This is a genomic window from Oceanicaulis sp. (genome assembly GCF_965249665.1).
GTDB lineage: Bacteria > Pseudomonadota > Alphaproteobacteria > Caulobacterales > Maricaulaceae > Oceanicaulis.
Genome location: NZ_OZ252247.1, coordinates 1,191,127 through 1,215,730 on the forward strand (window position 1 = coordinate 1,191,127; position 24,604 = coordinate 1,215,730).

The window sequence follows — 24,604 nt, forward strand, 5'->3', positions numbered from 1 at the left end:
TTCAAACTCAAACTCTTCTCTTTCCCCGCCTAGGCGGGGACCCAGAGATCATGAAACGCCGCACTCCTGGCTCTGGGCCCCGGCCTTCGCCGGGGAAGAGAGTCATACAAAGCCTGAATTCCCGGGAATACACTCTGTTACCGCATACCCGCCCTGCAGACTCCCTTACTCGCTTGACCCAAAGCTCTCTCAACCCCACTTTGCGCGCTCATGAGCACCCCTGTGGAAAACCCTGCCCCGTCCCCTGAGACCTCAGAGGCGCGCGATGTGGAGATTGTCACCTTTGGCTGCCGGCTGAACGCCTGGGAGTCCGAAGTGATGCGCGATCACGCGCGGGCAGGCGGTCTTGAAGACGCCGTCATCATCAATACCTGCGCGGTCACCAATGAGGCTGTACGCCAGGCGCGCCAGACCATTCGCCGGATGAAGCGCGAACGGCCTGACGCCAAGATGATCGTTACGGGCTGCGCCGCCCAGATCGACCCTGAACAGTTCGCCAAAATGGCCGAGGTGGATCAGGTGCTCGGCAACGCCGAAAAGCTGCGCCCGGAAACCTTTAAATCCACCGTCATTGGCGGCGGGGACAAGGTGAAGGTGGATGACATCATGGCGGTCAGCGAGATCGCCAGTCATCTTGTCGACGGGCTGGATGGTCGCGCCCGCGCCTATGTGCAGGTGCAGACGGGGTGCGATCACCGCTGCACCTTCTGCATCATTCCCTATGGCCGCGGCAATGCGCGGTCCGCGCCGGCCGGCGAGGTGGTTGATCAGGTCAGACGCCTCGTGGAGACGGGTCATAGCGAAGTGGTGCTGACGGGCGTGGACATGACCAGCTGGGGTCAGGATCTGCCCGGAACGCCCCAGCTGGGGCGCCTTGTGCGCGCTATTCTCAAGCAAGTTCCCGATCTGCAGCGTCTGCGCCTGTCGTCCATCGACGCCATTGAAATCGACGAGGATTTGTTCCGCGCCATCGCCGAGGAAGAGCGGCTCTGCCCCTATATGCACCTGTCGCTGCAGGCGGGTGACGATATGATCCTTAAACGGATGAAGCGCCGCCATTCCCGTGATGACGCGATTGCGCTCGCCAAGCGCTTGCGCGCGGTGCGTCCGGATATCGCCTTTGGCGCGGACCTGATCGCGGGTTTCCCCACCGAAACCGAAGAGATGTTTGAAAACTCCCTGCGGCTGGTGGATGAGTGCGATCTGGCCTTCGTGCATGTCTTCCCCTACTCGCCGCGTCCGGGCACGCCCGCGGCCCGCATGCCGCAAGTGGATCGCGAGGTCGTGAAGGATCGCGCCGCCCGACTGCGCGCGAAATCACAGGAGGCGTTGCAACGTCATCTCGCCTCACGCGTTGGACGGGACATGACGATGCTGGTTGAAAAGCCCGGCTTCGCCCGCGCCGATGATTTCTCGCCTGTGCGCTTGGACGCAACCGCCCGTCCGGGCGCGCGCGTTCGGGCCATGATCACCGGGCATGACGAGAAAACCCTATTCGCCACCCCGCTGGAGGCTGCCCTGTGAGCTGGTTCAAATTCGGTTTCGGCAAGAAAAAGAAAAAAGACGAGGCGGTCTCGTCCGAGGCTCCGGCGCTTGATGCGCCTGAAACGGTGGCTGAACCCGAAGCGCCTGCTGAATCTCCCGCAGAATCCGCAGTCATCTCAGCAGTCGATGCAGCGCCCGAGACGCTGGATGCGGCGCGCCCGGCAGAGCCCGCTCCGGCTCCGGCTGACCCGGATCCGTCGCTGGAAGATCGCGCAGAAGCGGCGATTGATGAGAATTCTCCGAATCCGGATGAAATCGCGGAAACACCTGCCCAGGCAAGCGGACTGGAAGCTTTGGCTGAGACGATCGCGACGCCTGATCCAGTTACTCCGGATGCGGAGAATTCGCTGCCAGCCCCAGATCCTGAGCCCGAACCCGTCGAAGAGAAGAAAGGCTTTTTTGCGCGGCTTGCTGCGGGCCTGAAGAAATCCTCCTCGCGTCTCAGTGACGGGCTCAGCGCGATGTTCACACAGCGCAAGCTCGATCAGGCGGCGCTGGATGAATTGGAAGAATTGCTTATCGCGGCTGATATCGGCGCGGCGACGGCGACCAAGGTGATTGATCGCCTGGCGAAAGACCGGTTCGACAAGGATGTCTCTGATATCGAGATCCGCGAAGCCCTCGCAGATGTGGTCGCGGAAACGCTTCAGCCTTATGAGCAACCGCTCGACATGACCGGCGAGGCGCCGCGCGTGGTGTTGTTTGTCGGCGTCAACGGCTCGGGCAAGACCACGACGCTGGGCAAGATCGCCGTGAAAATGACGCGTGAAGGCGCGGATGTGATTACAGCGGCGGGCGATACGTTTCGCGCCGCGGCGGTCGAACAGCTGCAAGTCTGGTCAGACCGCGCCGGCGCCACATTCATGTCGCGCGATCTGGGTGCAGACGCCGCAGGTCTCGCTTATGACGCCATCCAGCAGGGCCGCACCGATCAGGCGGACGCCGTGCTGATCGACACCGCCGGACGGCTTCAGAACAAGGCCGAACTGATGGACGAGCTCAAGAAAATCGTCCGGGTGATCAAGAAAATGGATGAAACCGCCCCGCATCATGTGCTTCTGGTGCTCGACGGGACCGTGGGCTCGAACGCCATCTCACAGGCTGAAGCCTTCATGGAGGCGTCCAAAGTCACGGGCGTCATCATGACCAAGCTCGACGGCACCGCCAAAGGCGGCGCGTTGGTGCAGGTCGCTGAACGCTTCAAACTGCCCATCCACTTTATCGGCGTGGGCGAAGGCGAAGCGGATTTGCAGGCTTTCAAGGCGAAAGAGTTTGCGCGAGCCCTGGCGGGGCTTGATTCCTAGTCACCCTCTGTCCCCGCCCCCAATCGAGTGAGGGTAAACCCCGCCGGGGACACAGAGATCATGAAGCGCTGTGCTGGCGGCTCTGGGCCTCGGCCTTCGCCGGGGAAGAGAGGCATCCAAAGCCTGAATTCCCGGGCGAACGGAGCGAAGACCCGGGATCTTTCTCCGCTTAAAGCGCCCAATTCTGATGGAGGCCCCGGCTCTGCGCTGCGCTTGGCCGGGGTTTCAATCCCTACCCCAAACCCCTCACCCAATCCGGCACCACTTCAGTCGCCGGGCCGTAATGGGTTTCTTCAAACAGTCCGCTGATTTCGCCAGGTTCTAGCGTCAGCTCGACGGTGTGGGCGCCATTGCGCCGCGCTTCACTGACAAAACCGGCGGCGGGATAGACCGTGCCTGACGTGCCGATGGCGACAAACAGGTCGCAGCGTTCAAGGCTTTGATAGATCTGATCAAGCCCGAGCGGCATCTCGCCGAACCAGACCACATGGGGGCGCAAGCCGCCCGCCTTGGTGCAGGCGGGGCATAAGCGGTCGATCGCCATATCCTCGCGGTCATAAAACAGATGCCCACAGTGCGTGCAGCGAGTTTTGTGGAGTTCGCCATGCATGTGCAGAAGGTTCGCCGACCCTGCCTGTTCATGAAGATCGTCGATATTCTGGGTGACCAGAAGATAATTTTCCCGCCCGTCCATCATCCAGTTCTGTTCGAGCTCCGCCAGGGCGTGATGGGCGGCGTTGGCCTTGGCGTCCGACAGGTTTGTGCGGCGGGCGTTGTAAAAGCCCAGAACGGTTTCAGGGTCGTCGGCGAAGGCTTCGGGCGTGGCGAGTTTCATGGGATCAAACTTCGCCCACAGCCCGCCCTCCTCGCGGAACGTGCCCAGCCCGGATTCTGCAGACACGCCCGCGCCGGTCAGGATCAAGATGTTCTCATAGCGCGCCATAGCGGCCTCAGCGATTGGGAAAGCGGGTGGTGAGCCAGCCCAGCATCAGCTCGGACAGCTCCTGCGGCGCTTCGTACTGGGTCCAGTGACCGATGCCTTCGATCACATTCATATCGAGATCGGAGCACAGCATCGGCATCCAGGCGGCGAGTTTGGGCGGCAGCATGTAATCACACTCCGCCGAGATCATCTGACACGGCATGGAGAGGCGGTGATCCACCCCGCCCAGACGCTCCCAGTTCGCATCGAAATTGCGATACCAGTTCATGCCGCCGCGAAAGCCGGTCCGGGCGTAGATCTCGGCGTAGACCTTTCGGATCTGGGGCGGAACGACGCAATCCTCTTCGCTTTTGAGGCCGCCGCGGGCCACGAATTTGTCAAACCGTTTGGGCAGATGGGTCACAGAGCCGGGCAGTTTGTCGAGATCGGCGCTGGGCGGGGGTCCCGCAAAGCTGAACGCGAAGAACTCCTCTTCGCGGCCCTTGAAATAGTCGTCCATCGCTTCGTCCTGAAAGGCGACGATGTAATGGTCTTCCCCGCCACGCTCCTTGAAGACATCGGTCGGCGGGACCGAGCCGCGCGGCAAATGCGGCGTGTTGACCCCGATGGCGCCCAGAAAGCGCTCGGGGACCAGACAGGCCGCGTGCCACATCAATATGCCGCCCCAGTCATGACCGACCCAGACGGCTTTTTCGATCCCCAGCGCATCCAGAAGTCCGGTGAAATCACCCACCAACCTGTCCACGCCATAAGCTTCGACCGGATAGGGGGCGTCAGAGGCGCCAAAGCCGCGATTGTCCGCCGCGATCACTCGGTATCCGGCCTTCGCCAGATCTTCGATCTGTTGCGCCCAGCTCAGCGCCAGCTCCGGCCAGCCGTGCATCAACAGCACCGGTACGCCGTCTTCCGGCCCCGCCAGGTGCACCGACAGGGTCACCTCGCCCACATTGATCCTCTGAGCGGGCGGCAGGGGCGGGTGAGTCATGGTGTCCTCCGAAACGATCAGGCGGGCGCTTTTCCCGCACGTTTTTGTTTTCGCTCGAAGTGTAAAAGGTCAAACACGAAAACGGCCAGACCTGACCAGATGAAAATGAAGGTGGCGAGGTAAGAGAGGCTGAACGGCTCGCCATAGGCCAGACCGACGATAAACTGCAGGGTGGGGGCGATGAATTGCAGCACGCCTATGGTCGCGAAGGTCAAACCGCGTGCGCCTAGTAGAAACAACAATAAGGGCGCAACCGTCATCGGACCGGTCATCATCAGCATGATCGTCTCAAACGGGCCGTCGAGGAAATGTCCGGCGTTCGGTCCGCCCTGCACTTCAAGAACGCTCAGCACGACCATGGAGGGGAGAGCGATGATCACCGTCTCCCAGAACAGCCCGATGCGGGCGTCCACCTGGATCGTCTTGCGCACATAGCCATAGGCCGTGAACGACCCCGCCAGCACCAGGGCGAGCCAGGGCAGCTCCCCCACAATAATGACCTGATTGATGACGCCCAGCACGGCGAGGCCCACCGCCACGGCGCGCAAAGGGCCAAAGCGCTCATGGGCGATGAACACGCCTACAGCGACCACCATCAGGGGGTTGATGAAATACCCCAGCGATACTTCCAGCACCCGGCCTGAATTGACGGCGAAGATAAACAGCCACCAGTTCGCCGCGATCAGAAGTGAGGTCGCCAGCATGACCAGCAAGGTCTTGCGATCCTGAAAGACGGCGAGGGCCGGGGTCAGCCGACGCCCCAGATACAGCAGCATCAGCAGGACCGGGGCTGACCAGATCGCGCGCCACAGCACGATCTCGCTCGGGCTGGCGAAAGCCAGATATTTATAGAAGATCGGGGACAGACCCCAGATGAAATAGCCCGACAACGCCGCTGCGCCGGCGCGTTTGGGGTCGAGTCTGTCAGGCTGGGGCGGAAGCGTGGCCATGGCCCTGTTTAGAGCCGGGTCCACCGCCTGTCATTCCAGTTCGTGCGCAGGTATTTTTTAATCCGCCGTCCGCTGTGTCCGGGTCAGGGCCTGACCCAGCCGCCAGGCGACCCAGACCGCGCTCCACACATTACCAAGGATCGGCAGGGGCAGGATAAACACCAGCGCGATCAGCTTGTTGGGCTCAAACACCCAGATCAGGATCGCGATCAGCACAAAGCCGAGATAGAGATCAATCAGGCTGACCACGCCCCAGGGCTCAGAGACCAGCCAGCCGACCGCCTCTGACAGAGACTGCCCGGCGGTCATCGACGCCCAGACAATGGCTGCGGCGAGCGCGATCGCGCCCAAAGCTGCGATGATCCGAAAAACTGTCATGTCCCGCTCCTGCGCTGTGTTCGGAGGCTTATACGAGCAAGGGGCGCGTCCGGTTCAGCTCAGCTTGTCTTCGCGGGTCAAAAGCCCGGTGAAACTGGTCACCATGATCGCGATCAGGATGGCGGGCATGAAAAAGGGCGAGCCGTTCTGGACCCGCCCTTTGCAGTTAGAGTTGTGACAGCGCGCCTATTCCCGGTCGGCGTCGGCGATGTCGGGTTTGACCTTCGGCTCATAGGGGACATCGGCCGGGTGACGGTAAATGTCCTCGTCCAGCTCGCCTTCCCATTTGGCCACAGCCGTTGCGACCGTAGCGTCGCCCGTGACGTTCAGCGCCGTGCGGGCCATGTCCATGATCCGGTCCACGGGCAGGATGAAGCCGACAATGATCGCCACCTGCTCGGGGCTGACCCCGAAGGTGTCGAGCACGATCGCCAGCAAGAAGAGCGACGCCGAAGGAATGCCCGCAGCGCCGATGGAGACGATGGCGGCGGTGAAGGCGATCAGGATGTAATTGGCCAGCGTTAAATCATAGCCGAACGCCTGGGCGGTGAAGAGCGCCAGAATGCCGAGGTAAAGCGCTGTACCGTCCATATTGATGGTGGCGCCCAAAGGCAGGACCGAGCCCGCAATGGAGCGTTTGACGCCGAGATTCTCGGTGGCGTTGGTGATGGTCACCGGCAAAGTGGCGCTGGAAGACGCGGTTGAATAGGCCACCGCAATGGCGTCCAGCATGCCGCGCAGGAAGTTCATCACCGGCAGGTTCAGCACGAAGCGGATGATGCCGCCATAGATCAGAACGGCATGGGTCAGAAGCCCCAGATAAACCGCTGCGATCAGGATCGCGATGGAAGCGAGAGCCTCAAGGCCCTGGGAGGCGACGGTATGGCTGACCAGCGCAAACACGCCGAACGGCGCCACTTCCATGACGAGATGGGTGACTTTCAGCACCACATTGGCGGCCTGGGAGAACAGATCGCCCACCAGCTTGCCATCACGGCCGGCCATCAGGATGCCGATGCCGAGCAGCACCGCAAAGAAGATGATCGCCAGGACATCGCCATCCGCTAGCGCGGCGACCGGGTTTTCCGGCACGATTCCAAGGAGGCGTTCGACCAGGGTCGGCGCCTGGCCTGAAACAGGAACCGCCTCAGCGCCGCCCAGATCCACACCCTCGCCGGGGCGGAAAGTCAGCCCGAAAATAATGCCGATGATGTTGGCGAAAAAGGTGGTGGCGAAATAGAGCGCCATGGTCTTCAGACCGATGGAGCCCAGCTTTTTGGGATCGCCCAACGCCACTACGCCGGACACCAGCGTGGTCAGGATCAGCGGCACGATCAGCATCCGGATCAGGCTGATGAACAGATCGCCCACCGGCTTGACGAAAGTCTCCAGCCAAGAGGCGGCCGCCGGGCCGCCCATCACCTGGCTCAGAGCGCCGCCAAAGATTACGCCGATCACCAACGCGCCAAGCACGCGCTGCCATAGCGCGATCTTAAACCAACCTCTCATACAGGCCCCTCCCCGGCGGCTCTCATATCAGAACCGCGCCAGCCTAAGCCCGGATGCGATCAGGTCAACGATCTGAGGCCGTAGGGTCTTCGATTAGTGTCAGGATTTGGGGTGTGAGGCGGCCTGGCCAATGGCTTTGAGCCCGCCCATGCGCACGCCATAGACCAGCCAGATCACGCCGATGATCAAGAGCCAGGGAGAAATGGCGAAAGTCGGATTGATGCGCGACACGATCACCAGAACAGCCGCCAGCACGATATGACCGATCACCACCCGCCAACTCAGGTCGCGATAGCTTTCGGCGGTGCGAATAGTGGCTTCTGAAAACCAACGCCAAGCCCGGTTCACGCTGCCGGAATCGCGGGCGCGGCGGGTGCTTTCTGACTGGTCGGGTTGGTAGCTCATTTTCTCAGGATACGGACTTGTTCAGAGCGTGTCAAAAGACCGAGATCGCCTGCGCTCCATAAAAAAGCCCGCCGGGACGGCCAGTAGCAGACCGCCCGACGGGCTCAGGAGAGATCGTGAAGTCAGTCTTAGCTTAGCGCGCTTTCCGCACGGATGATCGCGGCGGCGGCGTTCACAACAGAGCCGATGCGGACAGCGGCCTGAATTTGTTCGGCGGTGAGACCAGCCTTGCGCAGTTCATGCTCGTGCGCGTCGATGCACATGCCGCAGCCATTGATGGCGGACACGGCGAGCGACCAGAGCTCGAAATCGGCTTTGTCGACGCCGGGATTGCCGATCACATTCATCCGCAGCTTGGCGGGCATGGTTTTGTAATCGCTGGCGGATACAAGGTGGTTGAACCGGTAGAAGACATTGTTCATGCCCATGATCGAAGCAGCGGCCTTGGCGGCGGCGACCGCCTCCGGCGACAGCTTGTCCTCGATCTCACCCACAATATCGGTCAGGGTTTCCCGTTCGCCCACAGCATAGGCGGACGCCAGGAAGCAGCCATATTTCTTCTGGTCGTCAAGCACGGTTTCGCGGGCCAGGGAGCTGAGGTTCAGCTTGATGTCCTTGGCGTGTTCGGGCATGCGATTTTTCAGGGCGTCAAGGCTCATGGCGCGTCCTTTCATGATGAATGGCGAGGTTGGGACCGGCCGTCGGGGGGGGAACGCCTAACGTTTTGAGGGGACGAACGCCGGGCGGGGACATTGGGACGACCGGTCCGGCTCTATCCATCGCGTACCATGGATAGAGCGGGGCTGGCCGCCGTCAGACGGCTTCCCGAAGGAAGCCGTCCTTGAGCGAAACGCTTAGGCTGCGAGCGTGTCGCCGCCAGCCTGGCGGTTGCACGGGCACAGTTCGTCAGTTTGCAGGGCGTCCAGAACACGCAAGGTGTCTTCCGGGTTGCGGCCCACATTCAGGTTGGTCGCATACACGTGCTGGATCACGCCGTCCGGGTCGACGATGTAGGTGTAGCGGAACGCCACGCCTTCCGGGGAACGCACGCCCAGGCCGTCAACCAGAGAGCCGGTGGTGTCCGCGAACTGCCACTGGTTCAGGCCGTTCAGGTCCTGGTGCTCGCGGCGCCAGCCCAGCTTGGAGAATTCGTTGTCGGTGGAGCCGGTCATCACAACGGCGTCACGGTCAGCGAATTCGTCTTCAAGGTTGGCGAAAGCCACGATTTCAGTCGGGCAGACGAAGGTGAAATCTTTCGGATAGAAAACGATGACCTTCCACTTGCCCGGGAAAGATTCGTTGGTGATCGCTTCGAAAGCGGACTCACCATTTTGCTCGTGTTCGTTGAATTTCGGCTTGACGCCGGTGACTTCGAATTCGGGGAGCTTGTCGCCAATGCCCAGCATGTGTGTCTCTCCTGGCAGGTTTGAATCTCTTGGGTCGAGGGCGGTTGCCTGAGGGGGCCGCCCTTCGACGAAAACGGATATGGACCTGAGCTATCGATAAATCCAATGGATTGTTCCTGTCGCTCCCATAGGATTTATCAATACAGCGTCTTCAGAGTTCGCTTCACGCGGCTACACAGCCGATTGACCACTCTCTTGCCGATGCGTGCGTCCTGCAGGCCTGAGTATCGGAAAGTCCACAGACAGATTAGGAGTATTGGTATTTCCTATGCCTCACCGTAAATAAATTGATTTGATATATGTCCCGCTCCGCCGTGATACTGTGTTCAATATTAGCGTTCTGATCCGGGAGGACATGACCATGGACGGACACGACATGAAAAATGCGGGCGGATGCCCCTTCCATCACGGCGGCAACACCGCCATGGACAAGCCGGTCACCAAATGGTGGCCGAACGCGCTCAATCTCGACATTCTTCATCAGCGCGGTGCGCGCACCAACCCAATGGATCCCGATTTCGACTATAAGTCGGAAGTGGCGAAACTCGATTTCGACGCCGTCAAAGCGGACGTCAAAGCCCTGCTGCATGACAGTCAGGACTGGTGGCCGGCCGATTGGGGCCATTATGGCGGCCTGATGATCCGCCTCGCCTGGCACTCGGCGGGATCCTATCGCCTAGCGGATGGCCGCGGCGGCGCGGGGTCGGGCAATATCCGTTTCGCTCCGCTCAACTCCTGGCCGGATAATGCGAGCCTGGACAAGGCGCGTCGCCTGTTGTGGCCGGTGAAGAAGAAATACGGAAACAAGCTTTCCTGGGCCGACCTCATCATCCTGTCCGGCACGGTGGCCTATGAAGACATGGGTCTGAAGACCTTTGGCTTTGGCTATGGCCGTGAAGATATCTGGGGTCCGGAAACGGACGTTTATTGGGGTTCTGAATCGCAATTCCTCGCCAACAGCGAAGAGCGCTATGGCGATCTTGACGACACATCCACGCTCGAGAACCCTCTGGCGGCGACGCATATGGGCCTCATCTACGTCAATCCAGAAGGGGTGAACGGTCAGCCCGACCCGCTGAAGACCGCCGCCCAGGTGCGCGAGACTTTCAAGCGCATGGCGATGAATGATGAAGAAACCGCGGCCCTCACCTGCGGCGGCCACACGGTGGGCAAGGCCCATGGCCGGGGCGCGGTGGACCAGATCGGCGTGGAGCCTGAAGCCTGCGGCGTGGACTCCCAGGGCTTCGGCTGGGCCAATCCCGGCCTTGAGGGCAAGGCGTCAAACGCCTTCACCTCGGGCATTGAAGGCGCCTGGACCCAGCATCCCACCCAATGGGATATGGGCTATTTCGAGTATCTCTTTGACTATGACTGGGAACTGAAGAAATCCCCGGCCGGCGCCTGGCAATGGGAACCGGTCAACATGCCCGAGGACGTCAAACCGGTCGACGCGTCAGACCCGTCCCTTCGCCAGAATCCGATCATGACCGATGCGGATATGGGGATGAAAATGGACCCGGTCTATAATGAAATCTGTCAGAGATTCCGAAAGGATCCTGAGTATTTCGCCGATACGTTCGCACGGGCCTGGTTCAAGCTGACCCACCGCGATATGGGGCCGCGCGCCAATTATGTTGGCCCGGACGTGCCCGACGAGGACCTGATCTGGCAAGACCCGATCCCTGAAGGCGCTACCGATTACGATGTGGATGCGGTGAAAGCGAAGATCGCAGCCAGCGACCTGACCCCGGCTGAACTGATCGCTACGGCCTGGGACAGCGCCCGCACCTTCCGCGGCTCTGACAAGCGCGGCGGCGCCAATGGCGCGCGCATTCGTCTGGCGCCGCAGAAAGACTGGGCGGGAAATGAGCCCGAACGTCTGGCCCGGGTTCTGGCGGTGCTGGAGCCGATCGCAGCCCAAAGCGGGTCGTCCGTGGCCGATGTCATCGTTCTGGGCGGCGTCGTGGGCCTGGAAGCGGCGATCAAGCAAGCGGGCTCTGACGTCTCCGTGCCGTTTACGCCGGGTCGCGGCGACGCAACCGCCGAGATGACCGATGCGGACTCCTTTGAACCGCTTGAGCCTCTGGCGGACGGGTTCCGAAACTGGATGAAGGCGCGCTACTCGGTCAGCGCCGAGGAGCTTATGCTCGACCGCGCCCAGCTTCTGGGCCTGACGGCGAATGAAATGACGGTTCTGGTCGGCGGCTTGCGCGTGCTGGGCGTCAATCATGGCGGCTCTCGCCTCGGGGTCTTCACGGACCGGATCGGCGCGTTGACGACGGATTTCTTCGTCAATCTGACCGATATGGATCTCAGCTGGCATCCGGCGGAAGACGGGCTGTATGAGGTCCGTAATCGCAAGACCGGCGAAGTGAAATGGGGCGCGACCAGTGCGGACCTGGTGTTTGGCTCGAACTCGATCCTGCGCGCCTATGCCGAGGTCTACGCCCAGGACGACAACAAAGAGAAGTTCGTCAAAGACTTCGTCGCCGCCTGGACCAAGGTCATGAACGCCGATCGGTTTGACCTGACCTAAGCCTTTCAGGAGCGCTCCCGGGTTCCGGGGGCGCTCCCCTTGCCTTTTATCTCGCTCTCAGACGATCAGGACGCCTTATGGTTGGCCATCTGCCTACTTTGCGACAACTCACCTTCCTGTCTGCGCTCGCCGAGCACGGCTCGTTCTCACGCGCCGCCGAAGCCGCCCATGTGACCCAGCCCACGCTCTCCGCCGGGATCAAGGAGCTCGAGACGATCCTGGGCGCAACCCTGGTGGAGCGCGGCGCGCGGGGCGCTGTGCTGACCCCTGCGGGCGAAGCGGCGGTGAACCGGGCGCGCATTGTGCTGACGGAAGCTGAAGACCTTGTGCATGTGGCGCGCGCAGCGGGCGAGCCTCTTAGCGGGCCGTTCCGTCTGGGGGTTATCCCCACCATTGCGCCCTTCTTGCTGCCCAAGGTCCTGCCAAGCCTCCGCAAAGACTATCCCAAGCTCGAGCTGTTCCTGCGCGAGGATCTGACTCATCGGCTTGTGGACGCGCTGAAGGACCGGCGTCTGGATGCGGCGTTGATCGCGTTGCCTTATGATGCGCCGGGGATCGAGACCACAGCTGTGCTCGAAGACGAATTTCTGTTCGCTGCGACGCCGGACCATCCGCTGGCCAAGCTGGATAAGCTCAGCCCTGACATGTTGGCGGATGAACAGCTTTTACTGCTCGAGGATGGCCATTGCCTGCGTGATCATGCGCTGGCGGTCTGCTCGGCCAGTCGTCCTGACACCAATGACGCCCGATCCGACTTCGCCGCTACCTCGCTTCATACGCTGGTGCAAATGGTGAAGTCCGGCCTTGGCGCGACGCTTCTGCCGAAACTGGCGATTGATGCGGGTCTCGCTGACCGGCTCGATCTCGCCATCCGTCCCTTTGACCCGCCTGTGGCCGGCCGGGAAATCGGCGTCGCCTGGCGCAAGGGCAGCGCCCGCGAGCATGAGGCGCGTATGCTGGCTGATGCGGTGCGCGACGCACTGCAGGGTTAGGGAGCAGCCCAGCTGAATTCCCGGGCGAACGAAGTGAAGACCCGGGATCTCCCTCCACGTTGAGCGCCTTATCCAGATGGAGGCCCCGGCTCTGCGCTGCGCTTGGCCGGGGTTTCAGTTGTCGGACAACAAAAAACCCCGGCGTTTCCGCCGGGGTTCTCAATAGGCGCCAGGCGTAGGCCCTAGTCCGGGCGGCCCAGAATGATGGTGCCGTTGGTGCCGCCAAAGCCGAAGGAGTTCGACAGCACGGTGTTGAGCTCGGTCTCTTGGGTTTCGGTGACGATGGGCAAGTCGGCCAGCTCGGGATCCATCTCGTCAATATTGATGGAGGGGGCGATGAAGCCCTCTTTCATCATGAGAAGCGAATAGATCGCTTCCTGAACGCCCGCGGCGCCCAGCGAGTGACCCGACATGGATTTGGTCGCCGACAGGGCCGGGACATCTTTACCGAACACAGCCCGCAGACCTTCCGCCTCTTTCACATCGCCAACCGGCGTCGAGGTGGCGTGCGGGTTGAGGTAATCGATCTTGCGGCCCTTGGCCTCTTCCAGCGCAATCTGCATGCAGCGCGCCGCGCCTTCGCCGGACGGCTGGACCATGTCATGACCATCAGACGTGGCGCCATAGCCGAGGACTTCGGCGTAGATCGTCGCGCCGCGCGCTTTCGCCCGCTCATATTCCTCGAGCACCACAATGCCCGCGCCCCCGGCAATGACGAAGCCGTCGCGGTTCTTGTCAAAGGCGCGCGAGGCCACAGCCGGCGTGTCGTTATAGTTCGAGCTCATGGCGCCCATGGCGTCAAACAGGTTTGAAAGCGCCCAGTGCAGCTCTTCGCCGCCGCCCGCGAACATCACATCCTGCTTGCCCCATTGGATCTGCTCGGCGGCCGCGCCCATACAGTGCAGAGACGTGGTGCAGGCCGAGCTGATAGAATAGTTCAGCCCCTTGATCTTGAACGGGGTGGCGAGTGTGGCCGACCCGGTGGAGGCCATGGCTTTGGGCACCGCGAACGGGCCGATGCGTTTGGGGCCCTTTTCGCGCGTGATGTCGGCGGCTTTGACGATCGCCTCAACCGAGGGGCCGCCAGTGCCGACGATCAGCCCGGTGCGCGGATTGGAGACATCGCTGTCTTCCAGACCGGCGTCTTCGATGGCCTGCTGCATGGACATGTACGCCCAGCCGGCGCCTTCGCCCATGAAGCGATAGGCGCGCTTGTCCACATGTTCGGCCGGATTGGCCTTCGGTCGGGCATGGACCTGGCATTTGAAGTTCAGGTCAGCGTATTCAGGCGCTGCGATAACGCCGCTCTTGCCCGCTTTCAGGCTGGCTGTGACTTCTGCAGCATTGTCGCCGATGGATGATACGATGCCGAGACCGGTGACGACGACGCGCCTCATGCTTTCTCTCCGCCGTTATTAAGCTCTTCAGGTCGGAACAGGCCCACGCGCAGATCCTTTGCGGTGTAGATGGTCTGACCGTCCGCTTCTACGTGGCCATCGGCGATGCCCAGAACAAGACGGCGATTGATCACACGCTTGAGATCGATGACATAGCGCACATTCTTGACGCTGGGGGGGACCTGACCGGTGAACTTGACCTCGCCCACGCCCAGGGCGCGGCCTTTGCCCGGCGCGCCGGTCCAGCCCAGGAAAAAGCCCACAAGCTGCCACATGGCGTCCAGACCCAGGCAGCCCGGCATCACCGGATCGCCCTGAAAATGGCAATCAAAGAACCACAAATCGGGGGTCACATCGAGCTCGGCGACCAGGAGGCCTTTGCCATGGGCGCCGCCATCGGAGGTGATCTCGGTGATGCGATCAAACATCAACATGGGCGGCAACGGCAATTGCGCATTGCCCGGACCGAAGAGGTCGCCTTTGCCGCAGGCGATCAGGTCATCGTATGAATAGCTGTTTTTCTGGTCTGTCATGGGGTCCGTCGTGCCGGCCCGGCGAGGCACGCCGGGGGTCGGAAGTTGCGGCGAACGCGCCAGCGCTCCGCGTGTAATGCGACGCGCCAGGCTGTCATCCTGGGTTCAGATCCGTCAGTCGGCCGAGGCGGAATTGTCGCGGTCCGCCGCCAGCACGTCTGGTTCAGGCGAAGAGCGGTAGCATGACGTTTGCCCCCCCTCAAGCGCGGGGCTCGGCTCGGTCTCTTCCGAATAGACCCCCCAGAACGCCTCCGCCGGGGCCCAGCCGCGATGATTGTCCGCTTCCAGACGGCACCAGCCTGCCCGGCACCGCTCCAGCCACAACACGGCGCCCGCTTCGACATCTGCGATCAGGGAGGCGTTGGGATCAGGACGCGCCAACAGCTGGGTCGCGTCTTCAGTCCAGACCGAGCGGCGCCCTGTCAGGGTGCGGCGATGCATCCACACCTCCTCGCCTTTCGGATCACGCACCCGACGCCAGTCCGGCGTCTCGGCGACCACTTCCATGGGCAAGCCCTGGCGTTGATAGAGCCAGGAGACGGGATGGCTGAAGGACGGACCGGCGCGGCCGCGGGTCTCATTGAATTTCAGCGACACGAAGCGCGGCACCGGCAGGCCTGAAAACGTGTCGCACGATTGCGCAGACGCCGGGCCAGATCCCAAGCCTGTGCAAACAATGATGATCATAGCAAACAGCGTCCGCATGGGTGCGCTACGTCCCAGCCAGAGTGAATCCGGTGTTAAATGTGATGGCTCAGGATTAAGATTGTTTTTCAGTCGGGCTGGATATGAGCGCTCATGTCACCCATCTGGCCATCAGATCGCAGCTATCGGGGAACCACATGATCCGCACCGCTCTCATCGCCAGCCTCGCTCTGAGCGCCAGCGCTCAAGCCCAGACCGACGCCGAAGTTTACGTGGAAACGACCGATCTGGGATCGGGCGTCTATATGCTCGCCACCAATCGCGCCGGCAATGTGGGCATAAGCGTGGGCGACGACGGCGTCTTCATGATCGACACCCAGATGCCGCAATTCGCCGACGCCATCGATGCGGCGCAACGTGCGGTGTCCGGTGATCGCGCCGTGGATCTGGTGCTCAATACCCATCTGCATGGCGACCACGTGCTGGGCAACGCCTATTTCGCTGAACAGGGCGCGACCATCATGGCTCACCCCAGTGTGCGCGAGGCGCTGATGAATCCGGTGACCGCCCAGCTGACAGGCGCGACGCCGGAGCCTTTGTCAGGCGGGTTCCTGCCGACTGTGGGGGTCAATAATGGTGATGTGGTCACGATCAACGGCGTAACAGCGCGCCTGCATCATACCCCTGATGCGCACACCAATGGCGACATCTTTGTGGTGTTTGAGGAGGCGAACGTCATTCATGCCGGCGATTTGCTGTTTTCAGGCTGGTTCCCGTATATCGATCTCGATAATGGCGGCACGGTGGAAGGCTTCATCGCCGGCATGCAGGCCATTGTCGATGTGGCGGACGCCAGCACCCAGATCATTCCCGGCCACGGCCCGCTCTCGACCCAGGCGGATCTGGAAGCCAGCATCAGCATGCTGACCCAGGCCAAGGCCGAAGTGGCGGCGCTGGTCGAGCAGGGCATGAATTTGCAGCAGGTTCAGGACGCGCAGCCGCTGGCGGCCTTCCATGATGACTGGAATTGGGGTTTCATCACCACCGAACGCATGGTCTGGACGCTGTACCGGGATATCACGGGTGAAACAGAGTAAAACAAATACGGTCTGGCTGCCTGAGCCGCGCATCCTCACGCTCATCGTGATGATCGCAGGGGTGATGGGGCTGACATTCGCCGCCCTGCTGGGCAGCTGGCTCTCCGGCATGGCGGTCGGGCTTGTGTTTGCGGGGGGTGTTTATCTGTTCGTCGTGGTGAACGCCCGCCGCGCCGCCAAGGCTCTGACCCAGCATCATTCCGGGAAGCATCGCGGCCGACTGTGACGACTTGCCGCGCCTGCCCGGCATGAGGTAGGACAGAGACAGACTGTCTCAGATGCGTGGTCACGATGCGTCACAATCATGCTTCACCCCTTCGGCGCAGAGCCGATCTGACCCTGATCAGCTTCCTGGCCATCGGGGTCGTAGTCGCGCTTCTTATCGGTGTGCTGGGCCGTAGTGTCTGGCTGGCGATGCTCGTGGGCGTGGCGCCGAGCGTGCTTCTGGGCGCGCTTGCCTGGTTCCGGATCAGGCGCGGGCGGTGCGGGGGGTGTCAGTTCTGCCCGATGCGCAAGCCGGGCAGTTGCGGGATGCCGGCAGAGTAACCGTCCTGACGCGGCCTGACAGACCCTCATAAAGACACATGCGCCCGATCAGGGGCTCACCAGCGGCGGTGATCAGTTTGATCGCCTCCATGGCCATCATGGACCCGATCACCCCGGTCAACGCGCCGACAACGCCCATGACCGCGCAATCCTCGGCGTCAGGCGGCGTTTCGGGCACCCAGCACTGATAGCAGGGCGCGTCAGTCTTCAGATGCGGGGCGAACACGGCGACCTGCCCCTCCCAGCGCCCCACCGCGCCGGACACCAGCGGGATCCGGGCTGCGAGGGCGGCGCGATTGACCGCGTAGCGGGTGGTGAAGTCGTCACACCCGTCCAGCACCAGATCAGCGTCCGCCAGCAAGCCGGGGAGCGTATCGTCTGTGGCGTGTTCACAAACCGATTCCACGCTGACGCCTGGATCCAGCGCGGTCAGCATGTCTCGGGCCCGCTCGGCCTTTGCGGCGTCGACATCTTCAGTACGAAACAGGATTTGTCGTTGCAGATTGCTCAGAGAGACGGTGTCGGGATCGACAATGCGAATATGGCCAACGCCCGCCGCCGCAAGATAGAGCAGGGCGGGCGCGCCCAGCCCGCCCGCGCCGATCACGGTGATGCGGGCGCGGCTGAGCTTTTGCTGGCCCGGGCCGCCCAGTTCCTTCAGCACGATATGACGGGCGTGGCGTTTGACGTCGACGGCCATGGCCGGCTCCTGATCCTTGTCTGGGCAAGCGGCGTGCTCAGCTTGTGTTCATGAAGCTGAGTGTAAGCCAAGCTGACCCTTCAACCATGGGACTGCACAGATGAAATACCAGATCGTCGCCGCACTGGCCCTTATGCTGACCGCTTGCGCCACCTCTGAAGGCTATCGCCAGCAGATGACCCAGCTGGTGGGGCGGACACAAGATGTCTTGCTGGTGGAGTTTGGCTCTCCCGACAGCGTGGACACGCTGAGCGATGGCGGCGCTGTGTGGAGTTATATGCGCGAACAACAGCGCACCGTTCCGGGCGGCTATCGCACCATCCCCAATGAACGCCGCGTGACTTTTGTTGATGAGTTTGGCGAACGCCGAACCCGTATCGAGCGCTATGATGAGACGGTGTATGAGCCGGCCCGCAGCTGGTGGGTGGAGTGCGAAACCCGTTTTGTGATTGATCCCGAGGGCGTGGTGCGTGATTTCCGCTTTGTCGGCGATGCTTGCGTGGCCGAAGAGCTGTACTGATCTCGCTCGACTGGCGTGGTGTATGCTCGACTAATGCTTGCAAAATGGAGTGTTTCTTGAGTACGCTCTCCTAGAAGGAGAAAGCCATGATGAAACTTGCCCTTGCCGCAGCTGCAGCAACGCTCTTGTCTTCAGCGGCCCATGCTGATCGGCCATTCCTGCCTGACAGTTATGTCGGCGCGCCGGTCGAGGCCATGGTCGAAGCGTATGGCGCGCCCATTTTCGAAGCCGTGGCCGAGGACGGCCGGACCGTCGTGGTGTTCGAAGTCGTATCTTATGAAAATCCCCGCTCTGCCGTTGCGATGCGCAGTGCCAGCTACGTCCAGGTGGGCAGCGCTTCCGCAGGAGATCTGATCGCCGCGCGGTCGCAGCGCAGCCGGTATGATGATCCTGCGCGCCAGTTCCGCTCCCGGATGCATGCGCATCAATCGCCATTCAGCCAGGGGCATCTTGTGGCGAATGTGCGCGCCCTACGTGCTGTGCCCGTCACCTGTCAGGTCGGGGCCGCGCTGGGGGCGGATGACACGGTCGAGGTGGTGTCTGTCAGCCATCCCTTCTGCCGGTCGCTCTCTCTGCGCTGAGGCGCGTTACTGGCGTTCATAGTCAAAGCAGGTCAAGGTCAGGCTCCCTTTAAGGAGCCCGACCGTGCTGACCCCTCGCCCCTCATTCACTCTGTCGCCAGACCAGCAAGCGGTGGTGGACTACGCCATCAATGGCGGCGCTCATTTGTTTCTGACGGGCCGAGCCGGCACGGGTAAGACCACGGTCACGCGCGCCATTCTGCAACGCCTTGGTCCGCAAGCCGCCGTGGTGGCGCCGACGGGCGTTGCGGCGATGAATGCAGGCGGACAGACCCTTCACAGCTTTTTCCGCCTGCCGCCACGCCTGATCACGCCGGGCGATATTCGCCGCCTGCGCAATGCGCGCACGGTGAAAGCGCTGACCACTCTGGTGATCGACGAGATCTCCATGGTCCGTTCAGACATGATGCAGGCGGTGGATTTCTCTCTGCGTCTTAATCGTGACAGCGCCGAGCCTTTCGGCGGGGTGCGCATCATCCTGGTGGGCGATCTGGCGCAATTGCCGCCGATCGCGCAGGGCGAGGAAGGCGCGTTTCTGGAAGACACCTATGGCGGGCCGTTCTTCTTTCACGCGCCCGCTTTCCGCGACGCCGGCTTCACCATGGTGGAGCTGACCGAGGTTCACCGTCAGGCCGATCCTGAATTCGTCGAAGTGCTCAACGCCGTGCGGGACGGTGAATTGACCGATGATCTGGCGGAGATTCTCAACGCCCGCGTGACGGGCCGGATCGGGCTTGAAGCCTCTGGCACCCATGTGGTGCTGACCCCGACCAACCAGGCCGCATCCTCCATAAATCAGGCCCGACTGGAAGGCCTGCGCGGCGAGCCGCGCGGCTTTTCGGGCAAGGTGGAGGGCGAGTTTGATCCGCGGCTCTTCCCCACTGACGACCCGCTGGTTCTGAAGGTCGGCGCGCGGGTGATGATGATCCGCAATGATCCCGGCGGGCGTTATGTGAACGGCTCCATCGGTGAAGTGCTAGGCTTTTCGTCTGATGGCGTGAAGGTTCACGTGAATGATCAGGTCGTGACGATCGAGCCTGTGAGCTGGGAGCGCATCCGCTACGCCGCCGATGGTCAGTCCAGCAAGCTCAAGCGTGAAACCATTGGCTCCTACGTGCAATATCCGCTCAGACTGGCCTGGGCGATGACCATTCACAAGGCGCAGGGTTTGACGCTCGATAAGGTCTATCTGGATGTCTCCCGACGCTTTTTTGCGCATGGGCAGGCATATGTCGCGCTCTCTCGCGCGCGCTCTCTGGAGGGGCTGGAGTTGTCGCGCCCGCTCAAACCGACCGACATCATCACCGATCAGCGCCTGTTTGATGTCAAAGCTTTCTGTGATCCCGCCCCGCTGGGGATTGGCGGATGACGCCCGAGGCGGCTCAGCGTGCGCTGGGCGTGGACGCCTGGGGCCTGAACCAGCTGGCGGCGCAAGGCGAGTTCGCCGGGGCGCTGGATGAGCGCAGCGTCAACAGGCTCTCAGAACAGCGCCGCCGGGTTCGGGCGCAGGCCCTGAAAGAGCTGGCGGAGCTCGATGGGCCGCATCTGGCGCCGTCCAGTTCAGATGCTCCGGTGATCGCGGCGCCCGACCCAGTCGCTCTTCCCGAAGAATTTGACCGGCCAGCGGTGTTTCTGGACGCCTGTGTGCTCGCCAGTGCGGTGCGGCGGCATCTGGTCCTGACGCTGGCGGAGGCCGGGTTTTTCTATCCGCGCTGGTCAGAAAAAGTACTGTTTGAGACCGGTCACGCCCATGCCCGGATTGTCGATGGCAAGCCCGACCGAGACGGCCCCGGCGAGGCGGCGCGCCTGGTGATGGCGTTTGAGCATGCCTGGCCTGAAGCGATGGTCCCAACCGAACAGGCGGCTTTGATCAAGGTGACCGGTAAGCTGCCCGATCCGGACGACGCCCATGTGATGCAGGCCGCCGCCGCCGGGCAGGCGCGGGTGATCCTGACGGAAAACATGAAAGATTTCCCGCGCGCGACACTGAAACCGCTGGGGCTTTATGCGCGGCCGTCGGGTGAGTTTATCGCCAGTCGTCTGGGGCTCGCACCCGATGCGGCGACAGCGGCCGTAAGGGGCGCGGCGCACCGGCTGGGGCTCAGCGCGCCGCGTTTCGGGCTGGCCTTGCAACGCGCAAGGCTCGGCTCGCTGGCGAAAAAGCTGGGTGTCTAGACGCCGGTTGAGCCGAACCCGCCGGCGCCGCGTTCGGTGTCATCCAGCGCCTCGACCGGGTTCCAGCGGATCTGGGTGAACTGGCCGATGACCATTTGCGCGATGCGCTCGCCACGTTGAACGACGAACGGCTCCTTGCCGTGATTGATCAGATTGACGTGCAACTCACCGCGATAATCAGCGTCTACCGTACCTGGCGTGTTGACGCAGGAAATGCCCTTTTTGGCGGCCAGGCCGGACCGGGGCCGGATCTGGGCTTCATAGCCTTCTGGCAAGGCGATGCAGATGCCGGTGGGGATAAGCTTCCACGCTCCCGGCTCGATCACCACAGGCGTATCGGCGGGCACAGCGGCGGGCAGGTCGAGACCCGCAGAGCCTGAGGTCTGGTAGGCGGGTAAGTCCAGCCCTTCAAAATGCTCGAGCGTTTTGACATTCAGCTTCATGACGACGCGCCTTGCAAAAACTTTAGTCCAGAACCTGGCCTTGCTGGGCCATTTCCTCGAGAAGCGCGGCTTCGCGCTGCACGATGGAGGCCATGGATGCGTTAATGGCGTCTGCTTCAGCCTGTGTCACTTCCCCTTGTGGCAATTGGGCAATGTATTGGGACTGAATGATCTCACCATCGGCGGTCTCTTGCTCGGGCCTGAACGCCATGATGAGCAAGGCAGGCGGGCGCCCATCCTTGTCCAGGCGGATCATCAATGGAATCTCGTGATATCGCACCAACTCAAAATCATTGGGCTCGGGCACGATGCTCTCGCGATAGCAAACCATGGCGTCGGCGCCTTCAGGCATATCTGGTCGCGCCATGAGACCTGGCTGACTCGAGGCTGCAATGAGGTCAAACCCCTCCAGAAGGACGGGTGCATCAGATGGTTGGGCGGTGTTGACGGCAGAACAGTCCGCAAGGGCTTGAGGCGATGCGGCGAGCGCCAGTGCGACGGCTAGGACAGCTTTCATCTCATATCCCCTCTGACATGGTTTTCGCGACCCTAGAGAGGATTATCAGCGGTATCAAACATAGTCTTCAGGCACAGCCGCGCTCACGTTGTCCGCGCGCCGGCGTGAGCGCGGGAGGCCTGAAGTCAGCTGTCTTGTTCGGCCTGAGCGCTCAGAAAGGCATCGAGCGCTTGCTCGCTTTCGGCAAAGCCTTCAAGGGCGCCGATAATGCCAGTGCGCTCATCATCATTGAGTCCGCCCTGAGCCATCTGGACCCGGTATTGCGGCTCGGTCATTTCGCCGGTTTCGTCTTCCATGGCGGGCTGAAACCCTAGAAGCAGCATCTGGGTGTCTTCGCCCTCACCTTTGGAGATGAGAAGCGGCGTGGAATGATAGCGCACCAGCTCGAAATCATTGGGTCGAGGCACAATGCTGTCACGCTCGCATGCGATGGCGCTCGCGCCCTCCGCCAGCGGCGGCGGGTCCATCAAGCCGTCCAGATCGGCGGCTTCGGTCACGGTGTAGCCGGCCATCGGAGCGGGCTGCTGGCCGGAGCCTTGCGGATAGATCGAGTAACACTGCGCCTGTGCGGCGGCGGCGCTGAATCCGGCAAGGGCGAGGGCGGTCAGTGCGGTTTTCATATCAGGTCCTGAGTTTGCTAAACGCCCCGACCCTAACAATCTGAAGGGGTCGATTTCAAACTCAGTCTGAAGCCTTTGTAATAGCTGAAAAAATTCTCTCAGCCAGTTTGCGGGCCAGCGCCGACTTGGCCGCTCGGGCGAAGGGCGCCTCCTCCTCTGGGGTAATCAGGAGCGCGGCGTTTTCCGCACCGCCCATCACATCGCCTGACACGTCATTGGCGACGATCCAGTCGCACCCTTTGCGCAGTCGTTTGGCGCGGGCGTGTGCGAGGACGTCATGCGTTTCGGCGGCGAAGCCCACCACCAGGCGCGGGCGTTTGTCCGGGCCATAGTGGGAAATCGTCTTCAGGATGTCGGGATTCTCGGCCAGCGGCAGGCTCGCCAGTGCGCCCTTGTCGAGCTTGAGCTTCTTGTCGGCGGACTCCGCCGGGCGCCAGTCCGCCACCGCGGCGACCGAGATGAAGACATCGGCAGGTAGATGAGCGTTCACAGCCGCCAGCATTTCGCGGGCGGTTTCGATGCGCACGGTCTTCAGGCCTTCAGGGTCATTGAGCGCCACGGGACCGGAAACCAGCACCACGTCGACGCCCAGATCGCGCAAGGCTTCAGCGATGGCGTAGCCTTGCCGCCCGGACGAGCGATTGGAGAGAAAGCGGACCGGATCAATCGGCTCCAGCGTCGGGCCGGCGGTGACGATGGCCTTCATGAGTTCAGCGCGGTTTGGACGGCGTCGGCGATCCGCACCGGTTCGGGCAGGCGTCCGGGGCCAAACTCGCCGCAGGCCATCTCGCCTTCATCGGGCTCCAGGACGGTCGTGCCGTAACTGCGCAGGGTTTTGATGTTGGCCTGTGTAGCGGGATGGGTCCACATGCGCACATTCATCGCCGGGGCCATTAAAACGGCCTTGTCGGTGGCCAGAAGCGTGGTGGTGGCCAGATCATCGGCTAGCCCGTTGGCGGCTTTGGCCATCAGATTGGCGGTGGCGGGGCAAACGACCACAAGATCGGCCGAGCGCGACAGCTCGATATGGCCCATCTCCGCTTCGTCCGTCAGAGAGAAGAGATCGCTATAGACTTTGTCGCCGGTCAGCGCGCCTACGCTCATCGGAGTGACGAACTGCTTGCCGGCCTCGGTCAGGATGGCGCGCGTCTGGATCGAGCGCCGCGCCAGCTCGCGGATCAGCTCGAGCGATTTATAGGCTGCGATGCCGCCGCCAATGATCAGAAGAATGCGTGTCATGCCTGATAGGACCATTGCCTGAGCCAGTCTGCGTATGCGGCTTCATCCGCCACCCCTTCCGCCAGAGCCAGCACGGTTTGCGTGGCCTTTTGTTCGGGGGCGTCCAGATACCATCCATTCATGCGCAAGGTCACGAAAGATACAATGAACGCCATGCGTTTGTTGCCGTCCACAAAGGGATGGTTCCGCGCGATGCCGAAAGCAAGCGCGGCTGCAAGGTCGTGAATATCCGGCGCCGGATCGTGATAGGCGAGTTTGTTGGACGCCCGGTCCAGCGCGGAGAGCAGACCTTGCTCATTACGCAGACCCTTTGCGCCACCGGTGATCGCCATTTCCCGATGATAAGCGTCCATGACCGCGTCCAGTGGCGGCAGGACAAAAGCGCGACTCATTTGGATAAATCGTGAAGCGTCTTGGCATACCGTGCCCGGCATTCTTCATAGGCGGACATGGCGGCGTTATAGGGCGCGCCCGCTTTGGTCAGAGTGACCCGTCCGTTGGCCACATCCAGCGTCACTTCATCCCCGCGCTGTAAGCCTGCAGCCTCCAGCACATCCTTGGGCAGGCGCACGCCCGTGGAATTGCCTTGCTTGGTCAGTTTGACAGATACGGTCATGGCTCACCTCTTATCTCAATTA

General features: G+C 62.0%; 27 protein-coding genes and 1 pseudogene. 10 read left to right on the forward strand and 18 right to left on the reverse strand.

From position 1 onward, the window contains the following. The first annotated feature begins 210 nt into the window (after nucleotides 1–210). Together mtaB and ftsY are read left to right on the forward strand one after the other, a co-directional pair. A complete protein-coding gene (mtaB, locus tag ACP154_RS05625; RefSeq protein WP_421861051.1) occupies nucleotides 211–1,524 on the forward strand; it encodes a tRNA (N(6)-L-threonylcarbamoyladenosine(37)-C(2))-methylthiotransferase MtaB in 1,314 nt (437 codons plus the stop codon). Continuing rightward, nucleotides 1,521–2,849, forward strand: coding sequence for a signal recognition particle-docking protein FtsY (ftsY, locus tag ACP154_RS05630; protein ID WP_421861048.1), 1,329 nt, complete (start codon nucleotides 1,521–1,523; stop codon nucleotides 2,847–2,849). The genes mtaB and ftsY overlap by 4 nt, the downstream gene beginning before the upstream one ends. A gap of 232 nt (nucleotides 2,850–3,081) precedes the next feature. Here the strand turns inward: ftsY and ACP154_RS05635 are convergent, their stop codons facing one another. The 8 genes from ACP154_RS05635 to ACP154_RS05670 all read right to left on the reverse strand — a co-directional run bounded on the left by ACP154_RS05635 (nucleotide 3,082) and on the right by ACP154_RS05670 (nucleotide 9,425). Continuing rightward, a complete protein-coding gene (locus ACP154_RS05635; protein ID WP_421861045.1) occupies nucleotides 3,082–3,792 on the reverse strand; it encodes an NAD-dependent deacylase in 711 nt (236 codons plus the stop codon). Nucleotides 3,793–3,799: 7 nt separating this feature from the next. Then, the gene (locus ACP154_RS05640; RefSeq protein WP_421861042.1) at nucleotides 3,800–4,777 is read right to left on the reverse strand and encodes an alpha/beta fold hydrolase; all 978 of its coding nucleotides are present in this window, start codon (nucleotides 4,775–4,777) and stop codon (nucleotides 3,800–3,802) included. 17 nt (nucleotides 4,778–4,794) lie between these two features. Beyond that, complete coding sequence (rarD, locus tag ACP154_RS05645; protein WP_421861039.1) at nucleotides 4,795–5,727, reverse strand: EamA family transporter RarD; 933 nt, start codon at nucleotides 5,725–5,727, stop codon at nucleotides 4,795–4,797. Nucleotides 5,728–5,784: 57 nt separating this feature from the next. Then, nucleotides 5,785–6,105, reverse strand: coding sequence for a hypothetical protein (locus tag ACP154_RS05650; RefSeq protein WP_421861036.1), 321 nt, complete (start codon nucleotides 6,103–6,105; stop codon nucleotides 5,785–5,787). A gap of 186 nt (nucleotides 6,106–6,291) precedes the next feature. Beyond that, complete coding sequence (locus ACP154_RS05655; protein ID WP_421861032.1) at nucleotides 6,292–7,614, reverse strand: dicarboxylate/amino acid:cation symporter; 1,323 nt, start codon at nucleotides 7,612–7,614, stop codon at nucleotides 6,292–6,294. A gap of 99 nt (nucleotides 7,615–7,713) precedes the next feature. Continuing rightward, complete coding sequence (locus ACP154_RS05660) at nucleotides 7,714–8,019, reverse strand: hypothetical protein (protein WP_421861029.1); 306 nt, start codon at nucleotides 8,017–8,019, stop codon at nucleotides 7,714–7,716. Between the two features lie 128 nt (nucleotides 8,020–8,147). Further along, entirely contained in the window at nucleotides 8,148–8,678 is a 531-nt protein-coding gene (locus ACP154_RS05665) for a carboxymuconolactone decarboxylase family protein (RefSeq protein WP_107712063.1), read from the reverse strand. A 195-nt stretch (nucleotides 8,679–8,873) separates the two neighbouring features. Next, a complete protein-coding gene (locus tag ACP154_RS05670; RefSeq protein ID WP_107712064.1) occupies nucleotides 8,874–9,425 on the reverse strand; it encodes a peroxiredoxin in 552 nt (183 codons plus the stop codon). A gap of 361 nt (nucleotides 9,426–9,786) precedes the next feature. Here ACP154_RS05670 and katG point away from each other — a divergent pair, with 361 nt between their 5' ends. After that, complete coding sequence (katG, locus tag ACP154_RS05675) at nucleotides 9,787–11,961, forward strand: catalase/peroxidase HPI (RefSeq protein WP_421861026.1); 2,175 nt, start codon at nucleotides 9,787–9,789, stop codon at nucleotides 11,959–11,961. 77 nt (nucleotides 11,962–12,038) lie between these two features. Further along, nucleotides 12,039–12,953: a hydrogen peroxide-inducible genes activator gene (locus ACP154_RS05680; RefSeq protein WP_107712065.1), complete on the forward strand. Its 915-nt coding sequence runs from the start codon at nucleotides 12,039–12,041 to the stop codon at nucleotides 12,951–12,953. Between the two features lie 182 nt (nucleotides 12,954–13,135). On the opposite strand, the gene fabB is transcribed toward ACP154_RS05680, so the two are convergent. The 3 genes from fabB to ACP154_RS05695 all read right to left on the reverse strand — a co-directional run bounded on the left by fabB (nucleotide 13,136) and on the right by ACP154_RS05695 (nucleotide 15,588). Further along, on the reverse strand, nucleotides 13,136–14,350 hold the full coding sequence (gene fabB, locus ACP154_RS05685; protein ID WP_133724468.1) for a beta-ketoacyl-ACP synthase I: 1,215 nt from the start codon (nucleotides 14,348–14,350) through the stop codon (nucleotides 13,136–13,138). Continuing rightward, complete coding sequence (fabA, locus tag ACP154_RS05690) at nucleotides 14,347–14,883, reverse strand: 3-hydroxyacyl-[acyl-carrier-protein] dehydratase FabA (protein WP_107712067.1); 537 nt, start codon at nucleotides 14,881–14,883, stop codon at nucleotides 14,347–14,349. Before fabA ends, fabB begins: the two co-directional genes overlap by 4 nt. A gap of 114 nt (nucleotides 14,884–14,997) precedes the next feature. Next, nucleotides 14,998–15,588, reverse strand: coding sequence for an SH3 domain-containing protein (locus ACP154_RS05695; RefSeq protein WP_421861022.1), 591 nt, complete (start codon nucleotides 15,586–15,588; stop codon nucleotides 14,998–15,000). A gap of 137 nt (nucleotides 15,589–15,725) precedes the next feature. Between ACP154_RS05695 and ACP154_RS05700 the strand changes: the two genes are divergently transcribed. Both ACP154_RS05700 and ACP154_RS05705 read left to right on the forward strand, forming a co-directional pair. Further along, on the forward strand, nucleotides 15,726–16,625 hold the full coding sequence (locus ACP154_RS05700) for an MBL fold metallo-hydrolase (RefSeq protein ID WP_421861019.1): 900 nt from the start codon (nucleotides 15,726–15,728) through the stop codon (nucleotides 16,623–16,625). Beyond that, nucleotides 16,612–16,851 (forward strand): hypothetical protein, encoded by a 240-nt coding sequence (locus ACP154_RS05705; protein WP_421861016.1) that lies wholly within the window; start codon nucleotides 16,612–16,614, stop codon nucleotides 16,849–16,851. Before ACP154_RS05700 ends, ACP154_RS05705 begins: the two co-directional genes overlap by 14 nt. A 243-nt stretch (nucleotides 16,852–17,094) precedes the next feature. On the opposite strand, the gene ACP154_RS05710 is transcribed toward ACP154_RS05705, so the two are convergent. Next, entirely contained in the window at nucleotides 17,095–17,871 is a 777-nt protein-coding gene (locus ACP154_RS05710) for a HesA/MoeB/ThiF family protein (protein ID WP_421861014.1), read from the reverse strand. Between the two features lie 100 nt (nucleotides 17,872–17,971). On the opposite strand from ACP154_RS05710, the gene ACP154_RS05715 reads away from it, so the two are divergent. From ACP154_RS05715 to ACP154_RS05730, 4 genes are all read left to right on the forward strand, one after another. Further along, a complete protein-coding gene (locus tag ACP154_RS05715) occupies nucleotides 17,972–18,391 on the forward strand; it encodes a hypothetical protein (RefSeq protein ID WP_107712070.1) in 420 nt (139 codons plus the stop codon). 86 nt (nucleotides 18,392–18,477) lie between these two features. Beyond that, nucleotides 18,478–18,972: a hypothetical protein gene (locus ACP154_RS05720; RefSeq protein WP_421861012.1), complete on the forward strand. Its 495-nt coding sequence runs from the start codon at nucleotides 18,478–18,480 to the stop codon at nucleotides 18,970–18,972. Between the two features lie 64 nt (nucleotides 18,973–19,036). Further along, nucleotides 19,037–20,341, forward strand: coding sequence for an ATP-dependent DNA helicase (locus ACP154_RS05725; protein WP_421861009.1), 1,305 nt, complete (start codon nucleotides 19,037–19,039; stop codon nucleotides 20,339–20,341). After that, nucleotides 20,338–21,147 (forward strand): PIN domain-containing protein, encoded by an 810-nt coding sequence (locus tag ACP154_RS05730; protein WP_421861005.1) that lies wholly within the window; start codon nucleotides 20,338–20,340, stop codon nucleotides 21,145–21,147. The genes ACP154_RS05725 and ACP154_RS05730 overlap by 4 nt, the downstream gene beginning before the upstream one ends. Here the strand turns inward: ACP154_RS05730 and dut are convergent. From dut to ACP154_RS05760, 6 genes and pseudogenes are all read right to left on the reverse strand, one after another. Beyond that, entirely contained in the window at nucleotides 21,144–21,590 is a 447-nt protein-coding gene (gene dut / locus ACP154_RS05735) for a dUTP diphosphatase (protein WP_107712074.1), read from the reverse strand. The two genes, ACP154_RS05730 and dut, sit on opposite strands and share 4 nt — an antisense overlap. 22 nt (nucleotides 21,591–21,612) lie before the next feature. Next, the gene (locus ACP154_RS05740) at nucleotides 21,613–22,107 is read right to left on the reverse strand and encodes a hypothetical protein (RefSeq protein ID WP_421861002.1); all 495 of its coding nucleotides are present in this window, start codon (nucleotides 22,105–22,107) and stop codon (nucleotides 21,613–21,615) included. A gap of 125 nt (nucleotides 22,108–22,232) precedes the next feature. Further along, complete coding sequence (locus ACP154_RS05745) at nucleotides 22,233–22,727, reverse strand: hypothetical protein (protein WP_107712076.1); 495 nt, start codon at nucleotides 22,725–22,727, stop codon at nucleotides 22,233–22,235. A gap of 61 nt (nucleotides 22,728–22,788) precedes the next feature. Continuing rightward, nucleotides 22,789–23,981: pseudogene (gene coaBC / locus ACP154_RS05750) on the reverse strand (bifunctional phosphopantothenoylcysteine decarboxylase/phosphopantothenate--cysteine ligase CoaBC). Next, nucleotides 23,963–24,319 carry a type II toxin-antitoxin system death-on-curing family toxin gene (locus tag ACP154_RS05755; protein ID WP_421861000.1) on the reverse strand — a complete coding sequence of 119 codons (357 nt, stop codon included), beginning with the start codon at nucleotides 24,317–24,319 and terminating at the stop codon, nucleotides 23,963–23,965. Before ACP154_RS05755 ends, coaBC begins: the two are co-directional and overlap by 19 nt. Before the next feature lie 35 nt (nucleotides 24,320–24,354). Continuing rightward, nucleotides 24,355–24,582: an AbrB/MazE/SpoVT family DNA-binding domain-containing protein gene (locus ACP154_RS05760; RefSeq protein ID WP_421860997.1), complete on the reverse strand. Its 228-nt coding sequence runs from the start codon at nucleotides 24,580–24,582 to the stop codon at nucleotides 24,355–24,357. Nucleotides 24,583–24,604 lie beyond the last annotated feature (22 nt).